Here is a 24134-nt window from a genome sequence, read left to right as displayed (position 1 = left end):
CGATGTGCAATTTACTACACGGGCCAGCGAGAGAGGCCAAGCACAGCTAATTTGTAGTCTCGGCCAAAAAAATTTCGGTGCATTCGGTATTCACGGTGGTGAATGCCAGGGGGCACAAGGCGTTGCAGGGTCTGCCACGTCGCGGCCTGCAGCTTTGGGTCGCAGATTAAGTGTCGAGTGTGGAAGCAACCGCGCCGGCTCCTAGCAAGGGGGGATTGGGCGCTGGCCGAGCCAGTGCCGGTCATTCAGGCCAGGAAGCGATCCGCGTCGGTAGGGGCAGGCCTATGACAGACGTCTTTCCGCCCGAATAGCACGAAGCGGCTGTTGGCTATGAGATCGTACAATGCCGTCTGCCCACGCGTCGGAATGAGCCGCAGCGTCGCAGCCAAGGACCAGGGGAAGCCGAGACTGCTGGCAATCCGTATCGATCCCTCCAGCTTGAACCAAGCCCGCCCTTCGCCCAGCAGGATGTTCGTCTCCAATCGATCCGTATCGAGGCCGTAATGTGCGTAGAGCGCCCGTCCCAGTGCCGACTGCGCCGACAGGAACCGGAATCGTTTGGCGTGATCACGCTGCATGACGAACCGGATCCAGCCGACGCAGAGCGCACAATGCCCGTCGAAAATAATGATCGGACGGTCATCCGCGAATGATGGGACGGCCGGGTCGGTTCTGTAGCTGAAGGGATCTCGTTTCGACGGCATCCGCGCCATCCTTGTGGCGGCCGAAATCACGCTGTACGCGGCAGGAGCCGAAGAACGCCTCGCAAAGCTCGGATGATCGGTTTGCTCCATCCACAACGACTCGGGCGAGACCCGGTGCCGGATCTCGCCCATATTCAGGCTGCGATTGTCGCGCCGAGAAATCAGTTTTCCTCGTCGCCCGGCTCGAAGCTCGGCACCTGCTCGGCGCTGGCCACAGGGGTCGGGGCCGAGAGGGTCGAAGGAACGTTCACACCGTCGCGCTTATAGATATCGTCGCGGAACTGCACCGAGCCGTCCGGGGTCGCCCAGGCGGTGATGTAGGTCCAGTAAACCGGCACGGGGGTGCTGAGGGTTGCGTCGACGCGCTTGCCGCTCTCGATGGCCTGCTCGACCTGGTCGCGGCCCCAGCCGGGCGTGTCCTTGAGCAGCCAGGTGATGTACTCGCGCACGTTCTGAACGCGGACGCAGCCCGAGGAAATGAAGCGAAAGTCGTCGCCGTACACGCCCTTGGAGTTCGTATCGTGCATGAACACGCCGTGGGGGTTCGGGATGTTGATGCGCACGATCCCCATCGAGTTGAAGTCGGCGCCCGAATCCTGACGATAGCGGTAGCGCGTGCCCTCGTCCGAATTCCAGTTCACCGAGGCCGGCGAGATCTCGGTCTCACCGGTGAAGATGCGGATCTTGTTCTCGGTGAGGTAGTTCGGGTCCTTCTGCATCTTGGGGATGAGGTCCTTCTTCACGATGGAAGCCGGAACCGTCCAGAAGGGGTTGAAATTGATCTGCGTCGCCTTGGTGTTCATGATCGGCGATTGACGATCGATCTTGCCGACACCGGCGGCGTGCAGGGTCACGACCTGGCCGTTCTCCACCGTCTGGACCAGGGCGGCGGGAATGTTCGTGATGACGAAGCGGTTGCCGAGATTGCCCGAATACGAGCGCAGGCGGACGGCATTCACCTCGAGCTGCTTCAGGCGAATGTCGGCCGACACGTTCATGGCCTGCTGGGTGGCCGGGCTCATGGAGCCGGTCTGGCTCAAGCCATGTCGGGCCTGGAACCGCTTCACGCCGGCTGCCACATAGGAATCGTACACGTTCGATCCGCCGGAGGCGGAGTCGAGGTCTCCCGTCACCGTGAGACGTTGGCGCAGAGCCGCCACTGTCGGTCCCTTGCTGCCGATGCGTAGCCGGTCGGCGCCGGAGACCGGTCTCCAGCCGCCGCGCGCCACGATGTCCTTGTAGCGCTCGACCATCTGTTCGGTGGCCGCAATCGTCTGCGGCGACAGGATCGGCGTCGAGGAACGCTGCACCTGCATAGCCGAGGGTGCAGCGTAATCCTGCGCCCACTCGGCCTGGGCGAAACCGGCCTGCTCCCGTGCCGAGGCGGTTTGGGCGAAGGCGGCGACACCGGCAAGGAGTACGAGACCCAATGAGCGGATGGGGTAAGCCTGTTTCAGCATCGGACGGAAACTCTGATCTGACCTGTGAAGCGGCACGAGGCCGTCGGGGCATGGCCGTGATTGAGAACGGCCACCGAAAGTCCTGTGCCGCGAACGTGTCGGGGCACGGTTAAGAAGTCATGCGGTCCGGGCTAGAATGTGGCGCCGTCAGATTAAATCGCGGCTTGTCCTGTACTGCAGCGCACATGCAACATCACGGCGCCACGCCTCGTCGACGGTATGGCGGGATTATGTCCGTTGGGGTAAGCGCTGGAGGTATGATGTCGGGAGTTTCAGCGGCGGGCGGCGGGCGCGTGATCACGGCGGTGATCGCGCTCTATGCGTTCGTGCTGCAGGTCTTCCTTGCGACTCTGATGCCACTCCCCGCGGCTGGTCATGCCGATCCGATCTGTTCTGGCCTGATGGATGGCGATCTTGCCGCGCAGCAGCCAGACGGTTCGTCCCACGTCGGCCACAAGCTTTGCTGCACGTCGGCAGTCGCAACCGTTTCAGCTGATCAACCGGTGCTCGCGTCCAGCGCGATCGTCTGGCCGGCCACATCCGTCATCCATCTGATCTGGCGCGACGTAGCCGACCTCGGTGCACGCGGGCCACCGGGTTCTATCCCCCATCCGCGAGGTCCACCCGCCGCCTGAAGCGATTCGATACCTCGATTCCTTCAGATACGGACATTCATCATGAAACGGATCTTGTGGTCGGAGCTTGCCGCGGCGCTCCTCGTCACCCTCCCTACCGGCGCTGCCTTCTCTCACGCCACGATGGAGCGGAAGGAGGCAAGCGCGAACGCGAGCTATCGCGGCGTGCTCCAAGTCACCCATGGGTGCAACGGCGAACCGACCAATCGGGTGAGCGTCACGATTCCTGAGGGTGTCATCGGCGCTAAGCCGATGCCGAAGCCGGGCTGGAGTGTGACAACGGAAAGAGGACCCTACGCCAAGCCCTATCCCTATTATCACGGCGACATTTCCAATGGGGTGAAGACCATCACCTGGAGTGGTGGCCAATTGCCGGACGATCAGGTCGACGAGTTCACCTTCCTTGCCCGCATCTCCGATGCGTTCGCACCCGGCGAGACCGTGTACTTCCCGGTCGAGCAGGATTGCACGAATGGCAATCATCGCTGGAGAGACATCCCCGCGCCGGGGCAGGACGCCCATGCGCTGAAATCCCCCGCACCGGGCGTCACCATCGTCGCGGCTCAGGCCCTGGCACCGTCGCGCGCGGCGTCATCCTCCTCGGGCCAGAACAAGGCCGGCGACCTCACCATCGATACGCCGTGGATGCGCGCCACGCCCGGCGGCGCCACCGTCGCTGGTGGATATGTCCGAATCAGTAATACCGGCAAACTGGCGGATAAGTTGATCTCCGCTTCCATCCCCATCGCTGCATCCGGGTCGATCCATTCCATGACGATGGATGGCGGGGTGATGAAGATGGCCGTGGTGGAAGGCGGACTCGTGCTGAAGCCCGGCGAGACCGTGGAGTTAAAGCCCGGCAGCTATCACCTGATGTTCGAGGGGCTGAAGGCATCGCCAAAAGTAGGCGAACCGATCTCGGGGAACTTGGTGTTCGAGCGCGCGGGGACCGTACCGGTCACCTTCGCCGTCGCGCCCATTGGCGCCAGGGCACCGAACGCGCCTGCAGCAAGCGAACCGGCGGCCGGACAACACCAGCACTGAGCGTCCGATTCCGGACCGGCTTCGCGCTTTGGCGGTTTCGCCAATCGCGCGCACTCCCTTTCTCTTTCAGGACCCGCCGCTCCTCTGCCTCGATGGGGCGGAGTGTTTCATGGCGCGGGATCCGGAGCTCCCTGCCATGCCGTCGTCACGTCTTCCGGGGGCGTTCGCGCTCATCCTCCTCTCCTCCACATCCGCCTTCGCTCAGGGCGTGGCGAATGCAGAACTGCCCGAGCTTAGCGTTCAAGGGACAACGCCCGGTTCACTCACCGTGCCGAGTGTTGCCGCACAGCGGGCTGCGGTGAACGCTACTGTCGGTTCGGTGGCTTTCGTCGATGCCAAGGACTTCCAGAATCGCTACGCCAATACCCTACGCGACGTCCTGAAGGACACGCCCGGCGTGTTCGTGCAGCAGCGCTACGGTCAGGAAATGCGCCTGTCGGTGCGCGGCTCGGGCATTTCGCGCGGCTTCCATCTGCGTGGATTGGAACTGCTGCAGGATGGAATCCCGGTGAACTCGGCGGACGGCAGCGGTGACTTCTACCAGATTGATCCGCTCGCTCTGCGCTCTGTCGAAGTCTATAAGGGTGGCAACGCGCTCACCTTCGGTGCGACGACCCTGGGCGGCGCAATCAACTTTATCACGCCCACTGCCCAGACGGCCTTCGCGCCAAACATCCTGCGCGTCGATGGCGGCAGCTTTGGCACTATCCGAGAGCACTTCCAGTTCTCGCGGATCTCCGGCCCAGTCGATTTCCTCATCAGTGGCACGCTGACCAATTCCGATGGTTTTCGCGACCACGAAACCCAGCGGACCCAGAATTTCAACGCCAATGTCGGCTACCGGCTCGCACCCGGTGTCGAGACGCGGTTCTACGTCGGCATCTACCTCACCGATCAGAAGCTGCCCGGAACGCTCAGACTCTGGGACGCGCTTAACAACCCGACCATGGCCAATCCGAGCGCCATTTCGGGCAACCAGTCGCGCAAAGTCGAGACGGAGCGGGTGGCCAATCGCACGTCGTTCGCCCTCGATGTGGGCAAGCTCGATATCGACACCTGGGCGATCCACAAATCGCTCTATCACCCGATCTTCCAGGTCATCGACCAAGACGGCTGGACCTACGGCATCTCCCCGCATTGGGCCGGCACCTTCGACATCGGCGGATACCGCAACGACACGATCCTCGGCCTTCGTGCCTTCGCCGGTCAGAACTCGGCGCTGCAGTTCCAAAACGTCGCCGGACAGCGCGGAGCGCAGACTCTGAACGCGCTTCAGAGCTCATCGAACTACGAGGCCTATGGCGAGAACCGGTTCTGGTTCCTGCCGGATGTCGCCTTGATGACCGGGGCGAAGGCGTTCTCCTCGAACCGGACCTATAGCGATAAGGGCGGCTTCGGCCCAAACCCGGCGGTGAAATTCGACAACCGGACCTATCAGGGGATCAACCCGAAGCTCGGACTGATCTGGCAGCCGCTGCCCGACATCCAAGTTTTCGCGGACATCACCCGCTCCCGCGACGTGCCGGACTTCACTGACCTGACACAGACGATTGGGACGACGACGCAATTCGTGCCGCTTCAGGCCCAGCGGGCCTGGACCTACGAGGCTGGCACACGTGGCCGCCTTGACCGCCTCGCATGGGACGTGACGCTCTATCGCTCGGAAGTCCGGGACGAGCTCATCAACTTTTCTGTCGATCCGGGTCGCAACATCCCTGCGGCGACTTTCAATTCGCCGCGCACGATCCACCAGGGCGTCGAGGCGGCCGTTTCCCTCGACATCATCCGTGACCTCACCGGGGTCGGCGACCGAGTCTCGGCGTCGCAGGTCTGGACGCATAACGATTTCCGGTTCGTCGGCGATCCGGTCTTTGGCGACAATCAAATCGCCGGCATCCCTCAAGACGTGCTGCGCAGCGTCGTCACCTATACCCACCCGAGCGGCTTTCACCTCAGCCCTTCGGTGGATTGGGTGCCGCGAGGCGCCTTCTCGGATCATGCCAACACCCTGCAGGTGCCTGGCTACACCCTGATCAACGTCCAAACCGGCATCGACTTCTCGAATGGGGTGTCGCTGTTCCTCGACGCCCGCAATCTCGCCGATACACGTTACGTCTCTGACGTGGCGGTGGTGAACAACGCAGTGACGATGGGCGGCAATCCGACCGCCTTCTACCCTGGCGTCGGTCGCAGCTTCTTCGGGGGCGTGCGAGCTTCCTTTTGAGGGGGGCGTTCCCATCACCCGGCAAAACCGCCTGATCGGATGGGGCGCAAGGCCGGACCGAGACGGGTTCTCACTTCCTCGTTGCCGGCTCCATGAACGCTTCGGCTTCCTGCGGCTTTTGGGTCATCGAGCGCAGTCAGCGCCCGATGACCCGGAATGGGATCCCCGCGGAGCTCGCTCTCAGTACAATCCACCAGCCTGTGCCGCACGGTCGGCGTCCGCCGGTACGGCGGCGGGAGCGGCCGGCGCCGCGACGTAGGCGTCGGGCGGGGCGGTGCCCGGCTTGAACGCCTCGAGAATCGTACCGGAGCCTTCCCCGGAGCCGGCGCGCATGCCGGAGGCGACGTTGACGCGGATTAGCTTGATGCCGGGCGGCACACGGAACGGTGTCGGCGGCTTGTCCTTAAGGGCCTGTTTCAGGAAGTCGAGGGCCACAGGCGCCGCGAGACCGCCACCGGTTGCGCGGTCGCCGAGCGAGCGCGGCTTGTCGAAGCCGATATAGACCCCGACCGCGAGGTCCGGCGAGAAGCCGACGAACCACGCGTCCTTGGCATCGTTCGTCGTGCCGGTCTTGCCGGCGAGCGGCTTGCCGATCTGCTTCAGCAATGTCGCGGTGCCGCGCTGGACGACGCCCTCCATGATCGAGACCATCTGGTAGGCAGTGAGTGGATCGAGGACCTGCTCCGAATCATCCACCAGCTTCGGCTCGTCCTGGCCGGACCACTTTTCAGCGTCGCAGCCGAGACACTTTCGGTTGTCGTGCTTGTAGATGGTTTCGCCGACACGATCCTGGATGCGGTCGATGAGGGTCGGGCGAATACGGCGGCCGCCATTGGCCAGCATGGAATAGGCGGTGACCATGCGCATGACGGTCGTTTCGCCCGCCCCGAGCGACATCGGCAGGACGGGGAGCATATCGTCGTAGACACCGAAGCGGCGGGCGTATTCGGCGATGAGCGGCATGCCGACATCCTTGGCCAGCCGCACGGTCATCAGGTTCTTCGAATGCTCGATCCCGTAGCGGAGCGTATGCGGGCCGCCCGCCTTGCCGTCGTAGTTCGACGGAGACCACGCTTCCTGGCCGGGACCGGCCTCAATGGTGATCGGCGAGTCCTGTACGATCGAAGACGGCGTGTAACCGTTGTCGAGGGCGGCCGAGTAGACGATCGGCTTGAACGACGAGCCCGGCTGACGCTGGGCCTGCGTCGCACGGTTGAACTGGCTCTCGTCATAGGAGAATCCCCCGACCATGGCGTGGACGCGTCCGGTATAGGGGTCCATGGCGACGATGGCGCCGGAGACCTCCGGACGCTGGCGCAGCCGGTACTGTCCGCGCCCCCCGTCGATGGCCTCGACATAGATGACATCGCCGGCATTGAGCGCTGCCGATGGCGAGCGTCCGGTCCAGCGGGTGCCGTCGGCGGCGATAGTGCCGGTCTCACGCTCCTTCGAGACTTGACCGGATGCCTCGCGGCGGGGCTGCAAGCCGATCTGAGCAACGCCTCCCGTCGTGCTCAGGACGACGGCGAGACGCCAAGGTTGGACGTCACCGAGGCCCGGCACTTCGGCAACGGCGAGACCCCAATCGCGGCCGACGAGATCGACCTTCGCCTGAGCTCCCCGCCATCCGTGAGATTGATCGTAACGGATCAGGCCATCCACGAGCGCCTTGCGCGCCCAGGCCTGCATCTTCGGATCTAGGGTGGCGCGCACGGAGAGCCCGCCCTCATAGAGCTTCTTTTCGCCGTAGCGTTCCGTGATCTCGCGGCGAACCTCTTCCGTGAAGTAGTTGGCATTGGCGGCGTTGGCGAAGGCGACGCGCGGGTTGACGCCGAGCGGCATCTTACGCGCGGCTTCTCCTTCTTCCTTCGTGATGTAGCCGTTCACGGCCATAAGGCCGATGATCTCGTTGCGTCGGTCGAGGGCCTTCTGGGTCTGACGATAGGGGTGATAGTTGTTGGGGCCTTTCGGCAGCGCGGCCAGATAGGCAGCCTCGTTGATCGTCAGCTCGTGGACGGACTTGCCGAAATAATCGAGTGCGGCGGCGGCGACCCCGTGCAGGTTGCGGCCGGGCACGATGGTGCCGAGGAAGATTTCGTTGAGGTAGAGCTCGAGGATCTTGTCCTTGGAGTAGGCCGACTCGATCCGCAGGGCGATCAATGCCTCTTTGATCTTGCGGTCGAAGGTCTGCTCGTTGGTGAGCAAGAAGTTTTTCGCCACCTGCTGGGTGATGGTCGAGGCGCCCTGCTTCTTGCCACTCTTGGCGTTGGTCAAGATCGCCCGCACGACCCCCTCGGGGTCGATGCCGCCATGCTTGTAGAAGTTCTTGTCCTCGGCCGAGAGGAAGGCGGCCACGACGATCTTCGGCATCGCCTGGATCGGCAGGTAGAGCCGGCGCTCGTTGGCATATTCTGCGAGCAGGCTGCCATCCGCTGCGTGGACGCGGCTCATCACCGGCGGCTCATAATTGGCGAGGGCGGCGTGATCGGGCAGATCCTGACTGTAGGTGTAATAGAAATACGCGCCGGCTGCCGACAGCAGCACGAACAACATCGCCCCGATGCTGAACAGGAAGCCGAAGAAACGAAGGATGAAGCGCATCCGGGTCCCGTCCGTCGATGATCTGCCGCTGCCGGTCCGGCCGAGAGGCGAGGATGACCGAGACCTCAATCGTCCCGGAAAGGCAAGAATGACGCGACGACCCGCTATCGTTCGGAAGGCGTGAGAGGCCTATTCCGAGCCGGGGCGCCGTGAGCCCCGGTTTCACACCGTATCTATGGTGAAACTGGGGCGATTGCCGCAGAGCGGCGCGGCGGCACCGGCCGTGTCAGGGAAGTACGGTTAGCAAAAAATGCGTCAATGGCCTTCGCCATCCCGCCTGTGACATCGGCGCGCCAGGCTTCGGACTGCAGCAGGTCGAGGTCGCGCTTGCTCGACAGGTAGCCGAGCTCCACCAGCACTGACGGCACGTCCGGCGAACGCAGGACCACGAAACCCGCTTCACGATGCGGTTTGTTGCTCAGCTCCATGACGGGGCTGAGATAGGACATAAGACCCTTGGCGAAGCCCGACGAGAAGGTGCGCGTCTCGCGCAAAGTGAGTTCCTGGAGGATGTCGGCGATGTGGCCGGGACCTTGGCCGGAATCTGTGCCGGCGGTCGAATCCGCCTTGTTCTCACGCTCTGCGAGCTTGGCCGATTCGGCGTCCGTGGCCTTTTCGGAGCCAGTATAGATCGTCGCGCCGCGCACTTGCGGGGCCGACGAGATGGAATCAGCATGGATCGAGACGAAGAGATCGGCGCTGGCCTCGCGGGCGATTCGCACGCGCTCGGCCAGAGGAACGAACACGTCGCGATCACGTGTCATCCGCACCCTGTAGCGGCCGGACGCTTCGAGCTTACCGACGAGGGCCTGGGCGAAGCCAAACACGATGTCCTTTTCGAAGATGCCCGAGGCAGCGATGGCGCCTGGATCGATGCCGCCATGCCCGGCATCGATCATGATCAACGGCCGGGAATCACTCGGTTCTGCCATGGCTTCCTTGCGGGCCGGAGGTGACGGGTCGTTTGCCACAGCGGCGCGACGGAAGGTGTCGCGGTCGGCCCGCTGGAACTCTATCGAGAGGAGGATGGCGCCGTCTCGCATGCGCGTCGTCGTTTCGATGCGCCCGACTGTGGCCGGCTGAGCAAGGTCGACGACGATGCGCGAGCGACCCGGAGCGAACAGGCCGTATCGGAAGGAAGAGACCAACCCTTCGCGGCGTCGTCCGGTGTCAGGTGCGAGTTGAAAGTTCACTTCCGTAAGATCGATGACGACCCGGTCGGGCCGCTCCATGACAAAGGTGCGCGCCTCGATCGATTTCGACAATGTGAGGGTCAGCTTGGTCGATCCGCCCGCACCGGTGGAGAGGTCCGCCGCGATGGCGACGGCCGATTGTTGCCCGGATACTGTCGGATTCGTCCGGATGTCGTCCTGGGCCACGACCGGAACAGCCATCGCGAGGGCGGATAGGACAATTGCGTGGCGCAGCAGGCGAGCGAGAGGCGGCATCGATCCGGCAGTCGTTGTCCTGAAACCAGGGGGCCGTTGGAACCAACAGACTTCCGGAACCGAGGGGCCTTGGGAAGCGCGAGTGTTCGATAAGGGATACGGCCGGGATGGTTAACCGTTCCTCTCCGGCCGGATGGCGAAGCAGCCTGGATGTTGGTGTGGGGCGACAGGACCGAACCGGATGCCCGCCTGGGCGCCAAGGCGTCAAAGTTGTGGCGGCATGCTCTTGCTGCTTGCCAAGCGCCCGCGACGATCTGTAATGGTACTGTCCCTCCCCGGGTGTCGTGCGGTCTCATTCGCGGCCCGCGAGAGCGTCCTGGCCAGTCGCCGTGTCGCCTCGCAGTCGGCTCTCCGCGTCAAGTCCGTCGGCGTTTTTGAATTCGGGTGGGTACCGGTGCATGCGGCGATCGTTTCGCCAAGTCGCCGTTCTGGAAATCAGCGGCCGGCATTTGCACGGTCTCAAAGTCTTCGTGAGGTCAGGGAGCGGATGGACGGACGCACAGCATCGGTTGCCGTTGCTCGTGTTCAAAGCGTACGCGTTTCGCGTGGCGCCGGTTCGCCGTCGGCCCTGGCCATGTTCAACCCCACGCGCGCCGATCACCGGCGCCTAGCGGCGGTTGACGGCAATCCCTTCCCCAAAGCCCCCCTGGCCCGCATCGTCGGGCCTGGGCGTGCGCTCCCCCCGACGCCCGATGGGCCGGAATCGGGCAGCGCTTCGCCGGGACAGTTCGGCTGCAGAAGGACGACGTCGATCGCCATGAAAGTCCGTCATGGCCAACAACAACAAGATGCTCATCGATGCGATGCACCCGGAGGAAACCCGGGTCGTCACGGTCCACGGGTCTAGGGTCGAGGAGTTCGACTTCGAGGCGGCCAATCGGCGTCAGCTTCGTGGCAACATCTACCTTGCCAAAGTGACGCGCGTGGAGCCTTCGCTCCAAGCAGCCTTCATCGAGTATGGCGGCAACCGCCACGGTTTCCTCGCCTTCAGCGAGATTCATCCCGACTATTATCAGATCCCCCTCGCCGATCGTCAGGCGTTGCTGGAAGACGAGGCGCGGGACGCCGAGGAGCACCGCGAACGCGAGGAGCGCAAGCCGCGCCGCCGTTCGCGTGGGCGCCGTGCAGAGGCTGCATCCGCCAAGACCAGCGAGACAGTGAGTGCCGAAGACGTTTCGGAGACCGTCGAGGTAGGTCTTGCAGAGGAGCAGTCGGGTCAGGCCTCGGCACCGCCCAGCAACGAATCCGGTGAGCATCCCATCGTATCAAAGACCGCCGGCGAGCTCGACGGCGACGTGAGCGTCAATGACGAGGCCGCCCCTGCGGATGTCGTCCCGTCCGAGGCCATCGGCATCGAGCCCGGCTCGGATGAATCGTCCGATCTGCCGCCCGCTTCCCTCGAAGGCGAAGTCTCCGCACCGGTAAAGGCGACCTCATCTGCGCTCGAAGAAGCGGCGCCGGCCCAAGTGGACGTGGCGGAACCAGTCGCCGAGGGGCATCCCGATGCCCCCGTTCTCGAAGACGAAACCGACGAGGACGAAGAGACCGACGAAGATGAATCGGACGAGGACGACGATTCGGACGACGAGGAGGACGAATCCGACGACGAGGATTCGGACGACGAGCATGATGGTGAGGATGGCGAGCACAAGATCGCCCAGGTCGGCGGTAACGGCGACGCTCTGGCCGAGATCCCCGAGCGCCCCCGTACCTATCGCCGCCACTACAAGATTCAGGAGGTGATCAAGCGCCGCCAGATCATCCTGGTACAGGTCGTCAAGGAGGAGCGTGGCACCAAGGGCGCGGCACTGACCACGTATCTGTCGCTGGCTGGCCGCTACTCGGTGCTGATGCCCAATACCGGCCGTGGCGGCGGCATCTCGCGTAAGATCACCTCGGCGGCCGACCGCAAGCGCCTCAAGGAAGTCGCCCAGGATCTTGAGGTTCCGGAAGGCATGGGCGTGATCTTGCGCACTGCCGGTGCGTCCCGGACCAAGCCGGAGATCAAGCGCGACTTCGAATATCTCATGCGCCTCTGGGAAAGCGTGCGTGAGTTGACGCTGTCCTCCTCTGCGCCGGCCCTGGTCTACGAGGAAGGTTCGCTCATCAAGCGCGCCATCCGCGACCTCTACAACAAGGATATCGACGACATCCTTGTGGCGGGCGACGAGGCGTACCGCGAGGCCCGCGACTTCATGCGCATGCTGATGCCGGGCCAGTCCAAAGTGGTGCAGCCCTATCGCGACCCGACGCCGATTTTCGCGCGCCACGGAGTCGAGCAACAGCTCGATGCGATGTTCTCGACGCATGTGACGCTGAAGTCAGGCGGCTACCTCGTCATCAACCCGACCGAAGCCCTGGTTTCCATCGACGTCAATTCGGGCCGCTCGACCCGCGAGCACGACATTGAGGACACGGCACTCCGCACCAATCTGGAGGCGGCCGAAGAGGTCGCCCGCCAGCTTCGCCTGCGCGATCTCGCTGGTCTCGTCGTGATCGACTTCATCGACATGGAAGAGAAGCGCAACAACCGCGCGGTCGAGAAGAAGCTCAACGATTGCCTGAAAAACGATCGCGCACGCATTCAGGTCGGCCGCATCTCGCCCTTCGGTCTGCTCGAAATGAGCCGCCAGCGCATCCGCACCGGCATGCTGGAGAGCTCGTCGCTCCCCTGCGTCCATTGCGGTGGCTCGGGATATGTCCGCGCCACCGCCTCGGTGGCCCTTCAGATCCTGCGCGCCATCGAGGAGTCGCTTCTCAAGAGCACGACACACAATCTCATCCTTCGCACCCGCACGGAGGCGGCGCTCTACATCCTGAACCAGAAGCGTGCGCATCTGCGCGAACTGGAAATCCGCTTTGGCGTCACCGTGACCATTGCCGCGGACGAGCGGCTGGCCGCGACATCGGCGTTCCAGCTCGATCGAGGTGAGTTGGCGATCAGGAGCGAGGGTCCCGTAACCGGGGTCCGCGCCGTGGCGATCTCGCCTCAGCTCGATGCCGACGAGGATATCGACGGCGACGATGAGGAAGAGGCCATCCTCGAGGCTGAGGCCGAACCGGTCGAGCCGGAGGCACCGCGCGAGAAGTCGAGTGAAGGCAATGGCGAAGGCCGATCGGGCGGTCGTCGTCGGCGTCGGCGGCGGCGTGGTGGTCGCCACGAGACCGGCGAATCGTCGGGGGATCACGCGACCGGCGAAGACGAGCAGTCCGGCGACGACGAGACCGACAGCGAGAGCCGGGACAACGACGATCAAACCGGCGAAGATTCGGATGGACGGGTTGGAGAGAATGACGGCGATGAGCTCGTCGTAGCAGATGTCCGGGACGGCGAGGCAACACCTCGGTCCGACTTGTCCGACGACGAGGGGGCCGGTCGCCGTCGTCGTCGTGGACGCCGAGGCGGACGCGGTCGTGACCGCACAGAAGGTCGCCCGCGCGAGAATGGCGAAGAGCAGCAGGCCGTGTCGGCCTCCTTCGAAGAGGTTGCTCAGGTTTCGACCGGCCTGCCTCAGGAGGCGTCGGAAACGGCACCCGCACCCGTTTCGGTAGACCTCCCGGTCGCTGAAGAGCCTTCGATACCTGCCGCTGAGGCGGCAGCTCCGGAGGCGTTGGTCAGCGATACGGTGGATTCGGATATTGCCGCGACGGAGCCGGTTCCGGCTGCAACTCCGGCCCCCGAGCCGGTAGCAGTCGTGCTAACGCCAATCGATCCGGATCGTCCGAAGCGCGCCGGATGGTGGTCGCGGACCAAGGCCGCGCTCACGGGCGATTAGTCCAACTCCCGATAACGCCTATCCCAACGTTCGAGCGGGCCGCATCCAGACAGGATGCGGCCCGTTTCGTTTGTCGCTTCGAGGTCAGTGGGCGAGGCAACGACCTTTGACGGATCGAGAGACCGCGTCCGCGGGCAGATTTCCATGGCCGAATGATAACTGTTGTGCATTGTCATTATAAATATTGTTCTGACTGCCTTCAGTGAGTAAAAAAACCAATTTCTAAAATAATAATATGTGATTGATTGGGAATTTTTCAGCAAAGCAATTTTTTCCGAAGCCATGATCGCTTACGGTCGAGCAGGATTTGAAGACAAAGTATACGACGTCGGAAAGGACGGTTGTTATCCTGCTGTCTTCGCCGTCGCGAGACGGCCGGAGTGTTTTCAAGTCGGCCTGGAAGACTGGGGAATCTCTTTGAAAGAGGGTTTATGTTGTCACAACCCTAGCGGCCATCAATAAAAGGATCGGGCCATGCGCCGTTTGTACACATCATTGCTGGCGTTCGGTACACTTGCGGGTGTCGCTCTATCACCGGCGATTGCTACCGATCTGTCCGTTCCCAAAGCCATGCCGGTCGAGGCGAAGGCCGCCGACCCACTCATCGGCTTCTCTTTCGGCTCGCGCTATCAGACGGACTATAACTTCCGCGGCGTGTCGCAATCGAACCTGCAGGGAAGCTATCAGACGTTTTTCGAAGCCCAGTTCCTGAACAACTTCGCCTATGCGGGCTTCGCCACCTATCAGACCCGCCTTCCCACCCGGCCGGACATGGAGTTTGATCTGATCGCCGGTATTCGCCCGACCTTCGGAAAGTTCGCCTTCGATCTCGGCGTCCTGTAGTATTTTTATCCCAACTAGCAGCAGGTCATCCTGCCGGGCGGCACGGCGTTTTCGACGAAGAACTCGGACTTTTACGAAGCCGCCGGTAAGATGCTCTACACCGCGACAGATTCGCTGACGCTGGGCACGAACGTGTTCTTTTCACCGAATTTCTTCGGTACGCACGCGATCAGTACCTATGCGTCCGGAACGGCCGCTTACACATTGCCGGCATCGCTGTTCCCGTTCCTGCCGGAGTCTTATGCGGGCGGGTTCTCGCTGTTGTCCGAGCTCGGCTACTTCTTTCTTGGCGCCGCAAAGAACTCGGCTACCGGATTCAATGCGGATATCGGGCGGTTCACTTCATTCAACCTGCCGAGCTACCTCTATGGGAACGTCGGCCTGTCCTACACCTACAAGAACATCGTTCTCGACGTACGCTACCATGATACCGATCTGACCAAGGCCGAGTGCGCCGCCTTCAGTGGTGACTTCCGCCAGGTGACCAATGGCGGAATTTCGAAATGGTGCGGCGATGCGGTGATCGGTTCGATCACCTTCCAGACATCCACGGCGGCACCGGGCATCTATGCCGAGCCGGGCGGGTTCCTGAACCTGTTCCGCTAAGCGCGGAGCCGAGCGACTAGAACGGAGGACCCCGGAGCGATCCGGGGCCATTTTTCTGTCGATGGGCGAGACATCACCCAAGCCACGACTTCAGGCGCCGCACGGCTTCCACGCAATCCCCTTCGGATCCCGCGAAGGAGAACCGCACATGGTGGCCTCCCTCGGCAGCGTCGAAATCGAGCCCAGGGGTCGCGGCTACCCCCGCCTGTTCCAGCATCCGGCGGCAGAAGGATGATGCGTCGTCGGTGAGGCCTGCGACATCAGCGTAGAGATAGAAGGCACCATCGGCCGGATGTGTCCGCCCCAGGCCGAGGGAGGGAAACGCGTCGAGCAGCAACGCCCGGTTCGCGGCGTAGCCGAGGCGGATCGTCTCTGCCTCTTCCGTCGCGTCGAAAGCCGCCAGTGCGGCGACCTGCGAGAGGTAGGGGGCCGAGATGTAGAGGTTCTGCGCCAAACGCTCGACGGGCCTGACCAGCCAGGGCGGGACAACCATCCAGCCGATGCGCCAGCCGGTCATGCAAAAGGTCTTCGAGAACGAATTGATGACGATGGCGTTGGGATCGAATTTCAGCGCGGTCTCGGCGGGAATTCCGTAGCTGAGTCCGTGATAGATTTCGTCGGAGATGAAGGGCAGCCCAAGATCTCGAGCCGTGGCACAGAGCTCCGCGAGACGGGCAGGCTCGATGACCGTGCCCGACGGATTGGCCGGGCTCATCACCAGTATCCCGGAGAGGGCCTCGCGGCGATGGAGGGCGCGCAAAGCCTCGCTGGTCGGAGCGAAGCGGTCGTCCTCCCGCAGGATCATGGGTGCGGGAACGAGGTCCAATGCGTGGAGTATGCTGCGATAGGCGGGATAGCCTGGCTGTGGCACCGCTATGCGCGCTCCGGCATCGAACAGGCTGAGAAAAGCCAGCACGAAGCCGGCCGAGGAGCCGGTGGTGACGACGATCCGGTCGGGGGCCACAGCGACGCCGTAGGTGTCGCGATAGGACCGGGCGATGCGCTCGCGGAGAGCCGGGATTCCGCAGGCATCGGTATATGGCAGCCTGCCGGTTTCCAGAGCGCGTTGCGCGGCCTCGATCACGCGGCGCGGCGCAGGAGCAGAGGGTTGCCCAATTTCCATATGGATCACGCCGTCGCCCTGTTTGTCGCGGATCGCGGCGGCCGCCATGATGTCCATGGCAAGGAAGGGCGCCACGCGACTCGCGCGGAGAGAGGTTTTGGCGGAAATGCTGATGTCAGAGCGATCGTCGGCTGGTGTCATGGCGCTGGTTTACTCTCCTGCGCCCTCCCCTTCCAGGCCACCGATCCGTTCCGCGCCTACCGCGCGGGAGCTGGCGGGGCGGGCGAACAATTGACCCGCCGCCGCGAAAACGCCTAACCCGGTGGCTAACGACCGGTTGTCCCGCGCCTGACCACGGCCGACGGGACGCGACCCCGCGAGGATCAATGCGCCTGCTTCGCCACCTTCTTTCGTCCGTTGCCCTCGTCGGCGCGCTCGCTTCCGGCGTTTCGAGCGCTGTCGCGCAGGCCCCGGCTCCCGCGCAAACGGCCCCGACCGCGGCTGCGGCCTTCACCGATGTGCAGCGCCAGGCGATTGAGGCGATCATCAAGGATTACCTCGTCAAGAATCCCGATGTCCTGCAGGAGGCCATCGCCGAGGGTGAGCGGCGCCAGCAGGAAACACAGAAGCTGGCACAATCCGCCGCGCTGAAGGAATCCCGTGAGGCTCTGGTCAACTCACCTCACGGCGTCGTGGTCGGCAACCCGACCGGCGATGTCACTCTTGTGGAGTTCTTCGACTACAATTGCGGTTATTGCCGCAAGGCACTCGCCGACATCCAGACGCTGGTGAAAGGCGATCCCAAGCTGCGCGTGGTTCTGAAGGATTTCCCCGTCCTCGGCGCGGAATCTCTCGAAGCCAGCAAGATTTCGCTGGCGGCCAAGCAGCAGCTCAAGGGTGACAAGCTGTTCGAGTTCCACGTCAAGCTGCTGGAGAGCAAGGGCCGGGTCAACGGCGAGCGTGCGATCGCCTTGGCCAAGGATATGGGTCTCGATATCGCCAAGCTGCAGAAGGATGCACAGGGAGCGGAGGTGAAGGCAGCGCTGGCGGAGAATGTCGGCCTCGGTGACAAGCTCGGCCTTTCCGGTACGCCCGCTTTTATCATCGGCGATGAGATCATCCCCGGCGCTGTCGGTGTCGACCCGATCCGTAAGACTATCGGTGACATCCGCCAGTGCGGCCACGCGAGTTGCTGAAGGCTTATGCTCCTCGGCGATTGTTCCGGCCTGCGCCTGTCGCTATCCGGAACGATCGTCTACGACCACTGCCCCGACCGCTTGGCACAGCCGGCGCTTCGAACGCGATATCATGATCCCGATCCACGTCCTTCATGGACCGAACCTGAACCTTCTCGGTCGCCGTGAGCCCGGCATCTACGGGACCGCGACGCTCGATGACATCGAGCGTGACCTTCGTGCGCGCGCGGACACTCTCGGCGTAGCGCTGACCGTGCGTCAGACCAATCACGAGGGCGAACTGGTCGGTTTCGTGCAGGATGCGGGCCTTGCCGGCGCCGGCGTGCTCATCAACGCCGCTGCCTATACCCATACATCCGTGGCCTTGCGCGATGCTATTGCCGGTAGCGGCGCGATTGCGGTCGAAGTGCATCTCTCGAACGTGCATGCGCGGGAAGCTTTCCGGCATGTCTCGCTCATCGCCCCGGTCTGTGCCGGAGTTATCTGCGGTTTCGGTCCGCACAGTTACGGTCTGGGCCTGGAAGCCCTGGTGCGGCTGCTCCAGTCCCGTCTGCCCTCTCTCCCCTCGCTCTTGTCCGACGCTTCGTCGGACGCCAACTCTCAAGACTGACCGGAATGGCCAAGGTGCCGATGCCTAAGAACGAACCTTTCGATCCCGAGCTCGTTCGCGAACTCGCCAAACTCGTGACCGAGACGGATCTGACCGAAATCGAAGTGGAAAAGGGTGACCTGCGTATCCGCGTGGTCCGCCGGATTGAGCCCGTGCATGTCCAAGTTGCGGCACCCGCACCTGCCGTGGCGGCGGCCGCCCCCGCTGCGGCGGGACTGCCCGTGCCGGGCTCCGGCGCCGCTGGCGAGCGCGCCAAGGCCGGGGCCGGTCATCCGGGCGCCGTGCCCTCCCCCATGGTCGGCACCGCGTATCGCCGGCCCTCGCCAGATGCAAAGGCCTTCGTCGATATCGGCTCCCAGGTGGCGGCAGGCGAGAAACTGCTTCTGATCGAGGCGATGAAGACCTTCAACGAGATCGTCGCGCCCCGCGCCGGAACGGTGACCGCGATCTTCTTCGAGGATGGTCAGCCGGTCGAGTTCGGCGAACCTCTCCTCGTCATCGAGTGATAGCGCCCCCCATGTTCGAAAAGATCCTGATCGCCAATCGTGGCGAGATCGCCCTGCGCGTCCTGCGCGCGGCCAAGGAACTCGGGATCGCCACCGTGGCGGTGCATTCGACTGCGGATGCCGATGCCATGCATGTGCGGCTCGCCGACGAGAGTGTCTGTATCGGTCCGCCCTCGGCCAGGGACAGCTACCTCAACATTCCCTCGATCATCGCCGCCTGTGAGATCACCGGCGCGGATGCGGTGCATCCGGGCTACGGATTTCTGTCGGAGAATGCGCGCTTCGCCGAAGTGCTGGCCCATCACAATATCGGCTTCATCGGTCCCAAGGCCGAGCATATCCGCATCATGGGCGACAAGATCGAGGCCAAGCGCACAGCCAAGCGGCTCGGTATTCCTTGTGTGCCCGGCTCTGAGGGCGGTGTCGACGATCCGGTCGAGGCCAAGCGAATCGCGGCGGAGATCGGATATCCTGTTCTGGTGAAGGCCGCTTCCGGTGGCGGTGGCCGCGGCATGAAGGTGGCGCGTACGGAGGCCGATCTCGAACAAGCCCTCGACATGGCGCGCACCGAAGCGAAAGCGGCGTTCGGTGACGATGCCGTCTATCTCGAAAAATATCTCGAGAAGCCGCGGCACATCGAAGTTCAGGTTCTGGGCGATGGTCGCGGCAAGGCAGTCCACCTAGCCGAGCGCGATTGCTCGCTCCAGCGACGTCACCAGAAAGTCTGGGAGGAAGGCGGATCGCCGGTGATCGACGAGGCGACCCGTGCTGAAATCGGCGGTATCTGCGCTCGGGCGATGCAGGAGCTGCAATATATCGGCGCCGGAACGGTCGAGTTTCTCTACGAGGACGGGCGGTTCTACTTCATCGAGATGAATACCCGCATCCAGGTGGAGCATCCGGTAACGGAGATGATCACCGGGGTGGATCTCGTGTCCGAGCAAATCCGTGTGGCCGCTGGCCTGCCCCTCTCGGTAACGCAGGAGGACATCAAGGTCACGGGTCATGCCATCGAGTGCCGGATCAATGCCGAGCATCCGGCTACCTTCCGTCCATCGCCTGGGCTCATTACCTACTTCCATCCGCCCGGCGGGCTCGGTGTACGCGTCGATTCTGCCGCCTATCAGGGGTATCGCATCCCGCCGAACTACGATTCGCTGATCGGGAAACTCATCGTTCACGGGCGTACCCGACATGAATGCCTCATGCGCCTGCGTCGCGCCCTCGACGAATTCGTGGTCGCCGGCGTCGACACGACGCTTCCGCTGTTCCGAACGCTGGTACGAAATCCGGAGGTCCTCGCGGGGGCCTACGACATCCATTGGCTGGAGAGCTTCCTCGAAGGCGGTGGCCTCTCGGAGACGACGACCTGAATGACGCCGACAAACGGCTGAGAGGAACTGCTCCGCTTAAAGCTCGTTCTCTGGATAAGAAGTTTCTCATTGCTCGCAATCCAGGGTGACCGCCCGGCGCAGTGGGAGCACGAACCCAGAAGGACGAACGTCATGCGCATTGCAAAGCTTACCGTCGCTGCCCTGCTTCTCGCAGCCTCCCCGGCCTTGGCGCAGTCACCCTCAGGCAACGTCTCGCAGCCGGAGCGGACTGTGCCACAGGCCGGCACGACGACGGGTGGTCCGCTCGACAATCCGTCCACCCGGGATATGCCGCCGGCCACCGGCAGCACGAGCCGTCCCATTGGCGAGAATGGGATGTCCCCAGGAGCCGGCGCAGTCGATTCGGCAAAAGGCGGAAATTCCGATCAGACCAACAAGGGCATGGGAGCCAATACCGGTTCCACTTCCGGCGGTCCGGCGCGCTAATCGCAGCGCTTTCCCTTTGCTTGATTTAGAGCAGCCTGCCCCAAGAGGCAGGCTGCTTTGTTTTGACCAGCAGAAAAGACAGCTTTTTAACCGTGCGAATTGTTACAACGAGCGGATGTTTCGTTTCTCTCCGTACTCGACACTTATTGGTATTCTCATCCAAAAGAATAATTCGAAGTGCCCTATGAGAGAAGAATTTGCTGCCTTTAATGCCCATTTAGAAGCACGGAGCTTTTGATGTTTGTTTTTACCCCCATTGAGATGCGACACATTGCCGGCTCACTACAAGGGGAACGCCTGGCGACGACAGAGCTTATCCGACCAGCCCGGCCCGGAAAGCGCCTTTTCTGACATCAGCAGGCAGCTACCGAGAGGCCGATCACCCTTATGACAATCGAGATATTCATGCGCACCCTGACCATCGCCGTGTTGGCCGCCTCACTGAGCGCCACCGCCGCCTTCGCCCAGTCACCATCCGCATATATCGGTGCGCCCGACCGCATCGTCCCGATGACCGGCACGCAAGCCGACGGCACCTATCGTGATGCCGAAGGTCGCGTCGATGTCGAGGATACCGGCAGCGTTCGTAGCCGCCCCTTCATTTCGAACCGCGAGGCGGTGTTCGAGGATTCCGCGAAGGGCGGCAATGCCGAGCAGAACCAGCGTTCCAACCCCAATCTCGGTACGACTTCGGGCGGTCCCGAATTCTGAAATTGATCCTTTTCACAAGACGAGACGGCGGAGCGAAAGCTCCGCCGTTTTTCGTTGGGCGCGACGCTGGGTGATGCGTCCGCCCTCTGGCTTTCGTACGTCCGAAGCGTCACATTGGTCATCATGCAGCACGACCACGACGGCGACCGCGTGGACATCACTCCGCAGATCTTGCTGAAGGCCTATGCCGCCGGAATCTTTCCCATGGCGGAAGATGCCGATGATCCGACCATCTATTGGGTCGAGCCGAAAGCACGCGGAGTTCTGCCGATCGACCGTTTCCACGTCTCACGTCGGCTCGCCCGTACAATAAGGTCCAACCGTTTTGAGGTTCGGACAGATTTCGAATTCGATAGCGTGATCGCCGGCTGCGCTGCTCCTCGAGGCGACGGGGAGAAGACCTGGATCAACGCACGTATCCGAGAACTCTACCGTGCCCTCTATGATGCCGGCCATGCCCATACGATCGAAGTCTATGCGGAGGGACGGATCGTCGGCGGACTCTACGGCGTATCGCTCGGAGCGGCATTCTTCGGCGAGAGCATGTTCCACGTCTCCCGCGATGCATCGAAGGTTGCCCTTGTCCATCTGATGGCGAGGTTGCGGATGGGTGGATATCGCCTCGCCGATACGCAGTTCGTCACGGACCATCTGATCCAGTTCGGAGCGGAGGAAGTGCCGCGCCATGTCTACAAACGACGGCTTGCGGAGGCGATCGCTGAGGAAGCGGTCTGGGATGTCTGGCCGAAGGAGCGGGCCGTGAGTGGCGAGGAGGTGCTCACCTCGATCGCTCGGCAGACATGAATCGCGGTACGCGTTAGCGGGTTCTGTCGAGCGCCATGCGCAGGGCGAGACTTCCGAGAACGCCGCCCATGATCCAGCGCTGGGCTTTCAGCCATCTGGGATTGCGCGACAGAAAGACGGCGATCGATCCTGCCGCCAACGCGATCAGCGTATTCACCGCGACGCTGATCGCGATCTGGACGGAGCCCAGCATCAGTGTCTGTCCCAGCACCGAGCCGCCCGTGGGTGTCACGAATTGCGGCAGGAGCGCGAGATAGAGCATCGCGATCTTCGGATTGAGGAGGTTGGTGAGGAAGCCCATGGCGAAGAGCCGCTTCCGGCTATCGGGGGCGAGCCGGCTCACCTCGAACGGTGAGCGGCCACCAGGCTTCAGCGCCTGCCAGGCAAGGTAACCGAGATAGAGGGCGCCAGTCAGTCTTAGTGCATCGTATGCGTAGGGGATCGCCAGGATCAGAGCGGTGATGCCGAAGGCGGCACAGAGCATGTAGACGACGAAGCCCAGCGCGACCCCGCCGAGGGAGACCAGCGCCGCCCCGCGGCCCTGGCAGATCGCGCGGGAGACCAAATAGGCCATGTTCGGCCCTGGCGTCAGCACCATCCCGAGGGAAACGCCCGCGAAAGCCAGAAGGGTGACGGCATCGGGCATGAAGCAAAACTCGGTTGCTCGGCCGATCCTACCGGAAGATGGCGTCGAAGATCGATTGCGGCTGCTGAGGCGGCGGCGCGGGCGCCGGGCCTTCGTTGGTCGGGAAGAATTTCCGCGATGGCTTCTGCTTCGGCTGCACCGGAACTCCGCGCGGCGCCTCCACATCGACCTGCCCGTTCGGGTTGACCTGTTGGGCCGTACGCGTCGGGTCCGAGTTCCGCTGGCGCTTGGTCTTCTCCGGCTTCGACGCCATGGCAGGCACGTCTTCCTGCTCGCGGGCCTCGGCGATGATGTCGTTGCCACCTTTGCAATCCACGAGCCACACATCGTAGATCGGATGCTCGATCGCATGCAGCCCGGGGCTCGCCGCGAACATCCAGCCGGTGAAGATGCGGCGGTACTTGTTGTCGAGGGTTACCTCGTCGACTTCGAGGAAGGCCGTGGTCTTTGGGCTCTCGGTGGGCGGCCGGCTGTAGCAGACGCGCGGGGTCATCTGCAGTGCGCCGAACTGAACGGTCTCGTCCACCGCGACTTCGAACGACACGATCCGCCCCGTGATCTTGTCGAGGCCGGAGAACACCGCGGTCGGGTTCTTGATCTTGTCGGCGAGGGCATGGCCCGTCATCGGCAGGCCGAGCGCCGCGGCGCCCGCGAACAGAAGGCCGGCTCTGATGGCGAGATGCAGATTGCGGTGAACGAGCATGCGGCTTACCCGGCGCGGGACGAAGAGGCGTCTGCCCTAAGCCAGGGCGGTCGCGATGTCATGCACCGATAGACAGGCCAAGCATGGTGTAAAAAGGGCGGCCCGATCATGGGTGCTGGATCCGGCGTCGGCGGCCGCTCTCATTCGGCGAAGCGCTATTCCGGGCTCCAGGCCGCGTAGTCACCACCCGTCACGACGTTGTTGCCCGGATTGAGTTGGGATCCCTTCGGACGGTACGCCGCGCTGGTTCCGGTGAGATTCTCCACATGCGGCTTCTGCCACTCGCGCGGGGTGTAGCTCTCCTCACTCGGAGGAACGTCACCGTTATGGCAGAGCCAGCCGCGCCAGCCGGGCGGGACCTTCGATGCATCGGCATAGCCGTTATAGACGACCCAGCGACGCTCCGTCCCGACCGAGCGGTCGATCAGCGGTCCGATGGCCTTGTAATAGGTGTTTCCGAAATCGTCTTTGCCGACCAGCTGGCCGTGACGGGCCGTCATGACGGCGAGCGACATGGTCTGCCCGTTCCACCATGTGAAGATCCGCAGAAGCGTGTCCTTGAGAGCCATCGCACTTGCCTGAACCGGACCGGCGCGACCGCCCGTCCTTCGATGGCCGGACTATGGTCAGGGGCCGGCACGAAGTCCAGCGCGAGTCGGACCGGGGACAGCCATCGGCGCGCGATCAGCGATCAGGCTCCTGGGGCGGTGCGGCGGGAATCACACAGCCAACGC

20 protein-coding genes are annotated in these 24134 nt (G+C 63.2%); 12 read left to right on the top strand and 8 right to left on the bottom strand.

From position 1 onward, the window contains the following. Positions 1 to 245: 245 nt before the first annotated feature. Both MBTS_RS08500 and MBTS_RS08495 read right to left on the bottom strand, forming a co-directional pair. Complete coding sequence (locus MBTS_RS08500; RefSeq protein WP_308444983.1) at positions 246 to 794, bottom strand: thiol-disulfide oxidoreductase DCC family protein; 549 nt, start codon at positions 792 to 794, stop codon at positions 246 to 248. Between the two features lie 71 nt (positions 795 to 865). Then, complete coding sequence (locus MBTS_RS08495; RefSeq protein WP_192215409.1) at positions 866 to 2164, bottom strand: L,D-transpeptidase family protein; 1299 nt, start codon at positions 2162 to 2164, stop codon at positions 866 to 868. Between the two features lie 293 nt (positions 2165 to 2457). On the opposite strand from MBTS_RS08495, the gene MBTS_RS08490 reads away from it, so the two are divergent. The 3 genes from MBTS_RS08490 (at position 2458) to MBTS_RS08480 (ending at position 6067) form a co-directional block, all read left to right on the top strand. Next, a complete protein-coding gene (locus MBTS_RS08490) occupies positions 2458 to 2799 on the top strand; it encodes a hypothetical protein (RefSeq protein WP_238253819.1) in 342 nt (113 codons plus the stop codon). Positions 2800 to 2841: 42 nt separating this feature from the next. Then, complete coding sequence (locus MBTS_RS08485; RefSeq protein WP_147832811.1) at positions 2842 to 3843, top strand: DUF1775 domain-containing protein; 1002 nt, start codon at positions 2842 to 2844, stop codon at positions 3841 to 3843. A gap of 136 nt (positions 3844 to 3979) precedes the next feature. After that, positions 3980 to 6067: a TonB-dependent receptor family protein gene (locus MBTS_RS08480; RefSeq protein WP_147832810.1), complete on the top strand. Its 2088-nt coding sequence runs from the start codon at positions 3980 to 3982 to the stop codon at positions 6065 to 6067. A 180-nt stretch (positions 6068 to 6247) separates the two neighbouring features. Here MBTS_RS08480 and MBTS_RS08475 read toward each other — a convergent pair whose 3' ends face one another. Continuing rightward, positions 6248 to 8668: a penicillin-binding protein 1A gene (locus MBTS_RS08475; RefSeq protein WP_056145706.1), complete on the bottom strand. Its 2421-nt coding sequence runs from the start codon at positions 8666 to 8668 to the stop codon at positions 6248 to 6250. Between the two features lie 173 nt (positions 8669 to 8841). After that, positions 8842 to 10116 carry an N-acetylmuramoyl-L-alanine amidase gene (locus MBTS_RS08470; protein ID WP_056145701.1) on the bottom strand — a complete coding sequence of 425 codons (1275 nt, stop codon included), beginning with the start codon at positions 10114 to 10116 and terminating at the stop codon, positions 8842 to 8844. A 770-nt stretch (positions 10117 to 10886) separates the two neighbouring features. Here MBTS_RS08470 and MBTS_RS08465 point away from each other — a divergent pair. From MBTS_RS08465 to MBTS_RS23730, 3 genes are all read left to right on the top strand, one after another. Then, positions 10887 to 13892 carry an Rne/Rng family ribonuclease gene (locus tag MBTS_RS08465; RefSeq protein ID WP_192215407.1) on the top strand — a complete coding sequence of 1002 codons (3006 nt, stop codon included), beginning with the start codon at positions 10887 to 10889 and terminating at the stop codon, positions 13890 to 13892. 474 nt (positions 13893 to 14366) lie between these two features. Next, entirely contained in the window at positions 14367 to 14735 is a 369-nt protein-coding gene (locus tag MBTS_RS23735) for a TorF family putative porin (RefSeq protein ID WP_238253820.1), read from the top strand. Positions 14736 to 14825: 90 nt separating this feature from the next. Further along, the gene (locus MBTS_RS23730; protein WP_238253822.1) at positions 14826 to 15341 is read left to right on the top strand and encodes a hypothetical protein; all 516 of its coding nucleotides are present in this window, start codon (positions 14826 to 14828) and stop codon (positions 15339 to 15341) included. A 73-nt stretch (positions 15342 to 15414) separates the two neighbouring features. Here the strand turns inward: MBTS_RS23730 and MBTS_RS08455 are convergent, their stop codons facing one another. Next, positions 15415 to 16605 carry a pyridoxal phosphate-dependent aminotransferase gene (locus MBTS_RS08455; protein ID WP_192215406.1) on the bottom strand — a complete coding sequence of 397 codons (1191 nt, stop codon included), beginning with the start codon at positions 16603 to 16605 and terminating at the stop codon, positions 15415 to 15417. 185 nt (positions 16606 to 16790) lie between these two features. Between MBTS_RS08455 and MBTS_RS08450 the strand changes: the two genes are divergently transcribed. The 6 genes from MBTS_RS08450 (at position 16791) to aat (ending at position 22051) form a co-directional block, all read left to right on the top strand. Continuing rightward, a complete protein-coding gene (locus MBTS_RS08450) occupies positions 16791 to 17600 on the top strand; it encodes a DsbA family protein (protein WP_056145693.1) in 810 nt (269 codons plus the stop codon). Positions 17601 to 17712: 112 nt separating this feature from the next. Beyond that, positions 17713 to 18210, top strand: a complete 498-nt coding sequence (gene aroQ, locus MBTS_RS08445; protein ID WP_018044714.1) for a type II 3-dehydroquinate dehydratase — start codon at positions 17713 to 17715, stop codon at positions 18208 to 18210. A gap of 20 nt (positions 18211 to 18230) precedes the next feature. Continuing rightward, entirely contained in the window at positions 18231 to 18716 is a 486-nt protein-coding gene (gene accB / locus MBTS_RS08440) for an acetyl-CoA carboxylase biotin carboxyl carrier protein (protein WP_192215405.1), read from the top strand. Positions 18717 to 18727: 11 nt separating this feature from the next. Continuing rightward, positions 18728 to 20089 carry an acetyl-CoA carboxylase biotin carboxylase subunit gene (gene accC / locus MBTS_RS08435; RefSeq protein WP_056145690.1) on the top strand — a complete coding sequence of 454 codons (1362 nt, stop codon included), beginning with the start codon at positions 18728 to 18730 and terminating at the stop codon, positions 20087 to 20089. 852 nt (positions 20090 to 20941) lie between these two features. Next, positions 20942 to 21247 (top strand): hypothetical protein, encoded by a 306-nt coding sequence (locus MBTS_RS08430; protein ID WP_198290830.1) that lies wholly within the window; start codon positions 20942 to 20944, stop codon positions 21245 to 21247. Between the two features lie 123 nt (positions 21248 to 21370). Next, positions 21371 to 22051 carry a leucyl/phenylalanyl-tRNA--protein transferase gene (aat, locus tag MBTS_RS08425; RefSeq protein WP_192215420.1) on the top strand — a complete coding sequence of 227 codons (681 nt, stop codon included), beginning with the start codon at positions 21371 to 21373 and terminating at the stop codon, positions 22049 to 22051. A 13-nt stretch (positions 22052 to 22064) separates the two neighbouring features. On the opposite strand, the gene MBTS_RS08420 is transcribed toward aat, so the two are convergent. The 3 genes from MBTS_RS08420 to MBTS_RS08410 form a co-directional block, all read right to left on the bottom strand. Continuing rightward, positions 22065 to 22697, bottom strand: a complete 633-nt coding sequence (locus tag MBTS_RS08420) for a LysE family translocator (protein WP_192215404.1) — start codon at positions 22695 to 22697, stop codon at positions 22065 to 22067. 28 nt (positions 22698 to 22725) lie between these two features. Next, positions 22726 to 23322 carry a DUF2155 domain-containing protein gene (locus MBTS_RS08415; protein WP_238253835.1) on the bottom strand — a complete coding sequence of 199 codons (597 nt, stop codon included), beginning with the start codon at positions 23320 to 23322 and terminating at the stop codon, positions 22726 to 22728. Positions 23323 to 23555: 233 nt separating this feature from the next. Continuing rightward, positions 23556 to 23969 carry an NADH:ubiquinone oxidoreductase subunit NDUFA12 gene (locus tag MBTS_RS08410; protein WP_056145673.1) on the bottom strand — a complete coding sequence of 138 codons (414 nt, stop codon included), beginning with the start codon at positions 23967 to 23969 and terminating at the stop codon, positions 23556 to 23558. Positions 23970 to 24134: the final 165 nt, after the last annotated feature.

This window comes from Methylobacterium bullatum (genome assembly GCF_014845095.1).
GTDB lineage: Bacteria > Pseudomonadota > Alphaproteobacteria > Rhizobiales > Beijerinckiaceae > Methylobacterium > Methylobacterium bullatum.
The sequence above is the reverse complement of the archived record's forward strand: the minus strand, read 5'-3'. Positions and strand labels throughout refer to the sequence as shown.

Bases quoted from the DNA above. Each gene is read 5' to 3' on its own strand.
- MBTS_RS08500 (WP_308444983.1), bottom strand. From the start codon at position 794: ATGGAGCAAACCGATCATCCGAGCTTTGCGAGGCGTTCTTCGGCTCCT.
- MBTS_RS08495 (WP_192215409.1), bottom strand. From the start codon at position 2,164: ATGCTGAAACAGGCTTACCCCATCCGCTCATTGGGTCTCGTACTCCTT.
- MBTS_RS08485 (WP_147832811.1), top strand. From the start codon at position 2,842: ATGAAACGGATCTTGTGGTCGGAGCTTGCCGCGGCGCTCCTCGTCACC.
- MBTS_RS08480 (WP_147832810.1), top strand. From the start codon at position 3,980: ATGCCGTCGTCACGTCTTCCGGGGGCGTTCGCGCTCATCCTCCTCTCC.
- MBTS_RS08475 (WP_056145706.1), bottom strand. From the start codon at position 8,668: ATGCGCTTCATCCTTCGTTTCTTCGGCTTCCTGTTCAGCATCGGGGCG.
- MBTS_RS08470 (WP_056145701.1), bottom strand. From the start codon at position 10,116: ATGCCGCCTCTCGCTCGCCTGCTGCGCCACGCAATTGTCCTATCCGCC.
- MBTS_RS08465 (WP_192215407.1), top strand. From the start codon at position 10,887: ATGGCCAACAACAACAAGATGCTCATCGATGCGATGCACCCGGAGGAA.
- MBTS_RS23735 (WP_238253820.1), top strand. From the start codon at position 14,367: ATGCGCCGTTTGTACACATCATTGCTGGCGTTCGGTACACTTGCGGGT.
- MBTS_RS23730 (WP_238253822.1), top strand. From the start codon at position 14,826: ATGCTCTACACCGCGACAGATTCGCTGACGCTGGGCACGAACGTGTTC.
- MBTS_RS08455 (WP_192215406.1), bottom strand. From the start codon at position 16,605: ATGACACCAGCCGACGATCGCTCTGACATCAGCATTTCCGCCAAAACC.
- MBTS_RS08450 (WP_056145693.1), top strand. From the start codon at position 16,791: ATGCGCCTGCTTCGCCACCTTCTTTCGTCCGTTGCCCTCGTCGGCGCG.
- aroQ (WP_018044714.1), top strand. From the start codon at position 17,713: ATGATCCCGATCCACGTCCTTCATGGACCGAACCTGAACCTTCTCGGT.
- accB (WP_192215405.1), top strand. From the start codon at position 18,231: ATGCCTAAGAACGAACCTTTCGATCCCGAGCTCGTTCGCGAACTCGCC.
- accC (WP_056145690.1), top strand. From the start codon at position 18,728: ATGTTCGAAAAGATCCTGATCGCCAATCGTGGCGAGATCGCCCTGCGC.
- MBTS_RS08430 (WP_198290830.1), top strand. From the start codon at position 20,942: ATGCGCACCCTGACCATCGCCGTGTTGGCCGCCTCACTGAGCGCCACC.
- aat (WP_192215420.1), top strand. From the start codon at position 21,371: ATGCAGCACGACCACGACGGCGACCGCGTGGACATCACTCCGCAGATC.
- MBTS_RS08420 (WP_192215404.1), bottom strand. From the start codon at position 22,697: ATGCCCGATGCCGTCACCCTTCTGGCTTTCGCGGGCGTTTCCCTCGGG.
- MBTS_RS08415 (WP_238253835.1), bottom strand. From the start codon at position 23,322: ATGACGGGCCATGCCCTCGCCGACAAGATCAAGAACCCGACCGCGGTG.
- MBTS_RS08410 (WP_056145673.1), bottom strand. From the start codon at position 23,969: ATGGCTCTCAAGGACACGCTTCTGCGGATCTTCACATGGTGGAACGGG.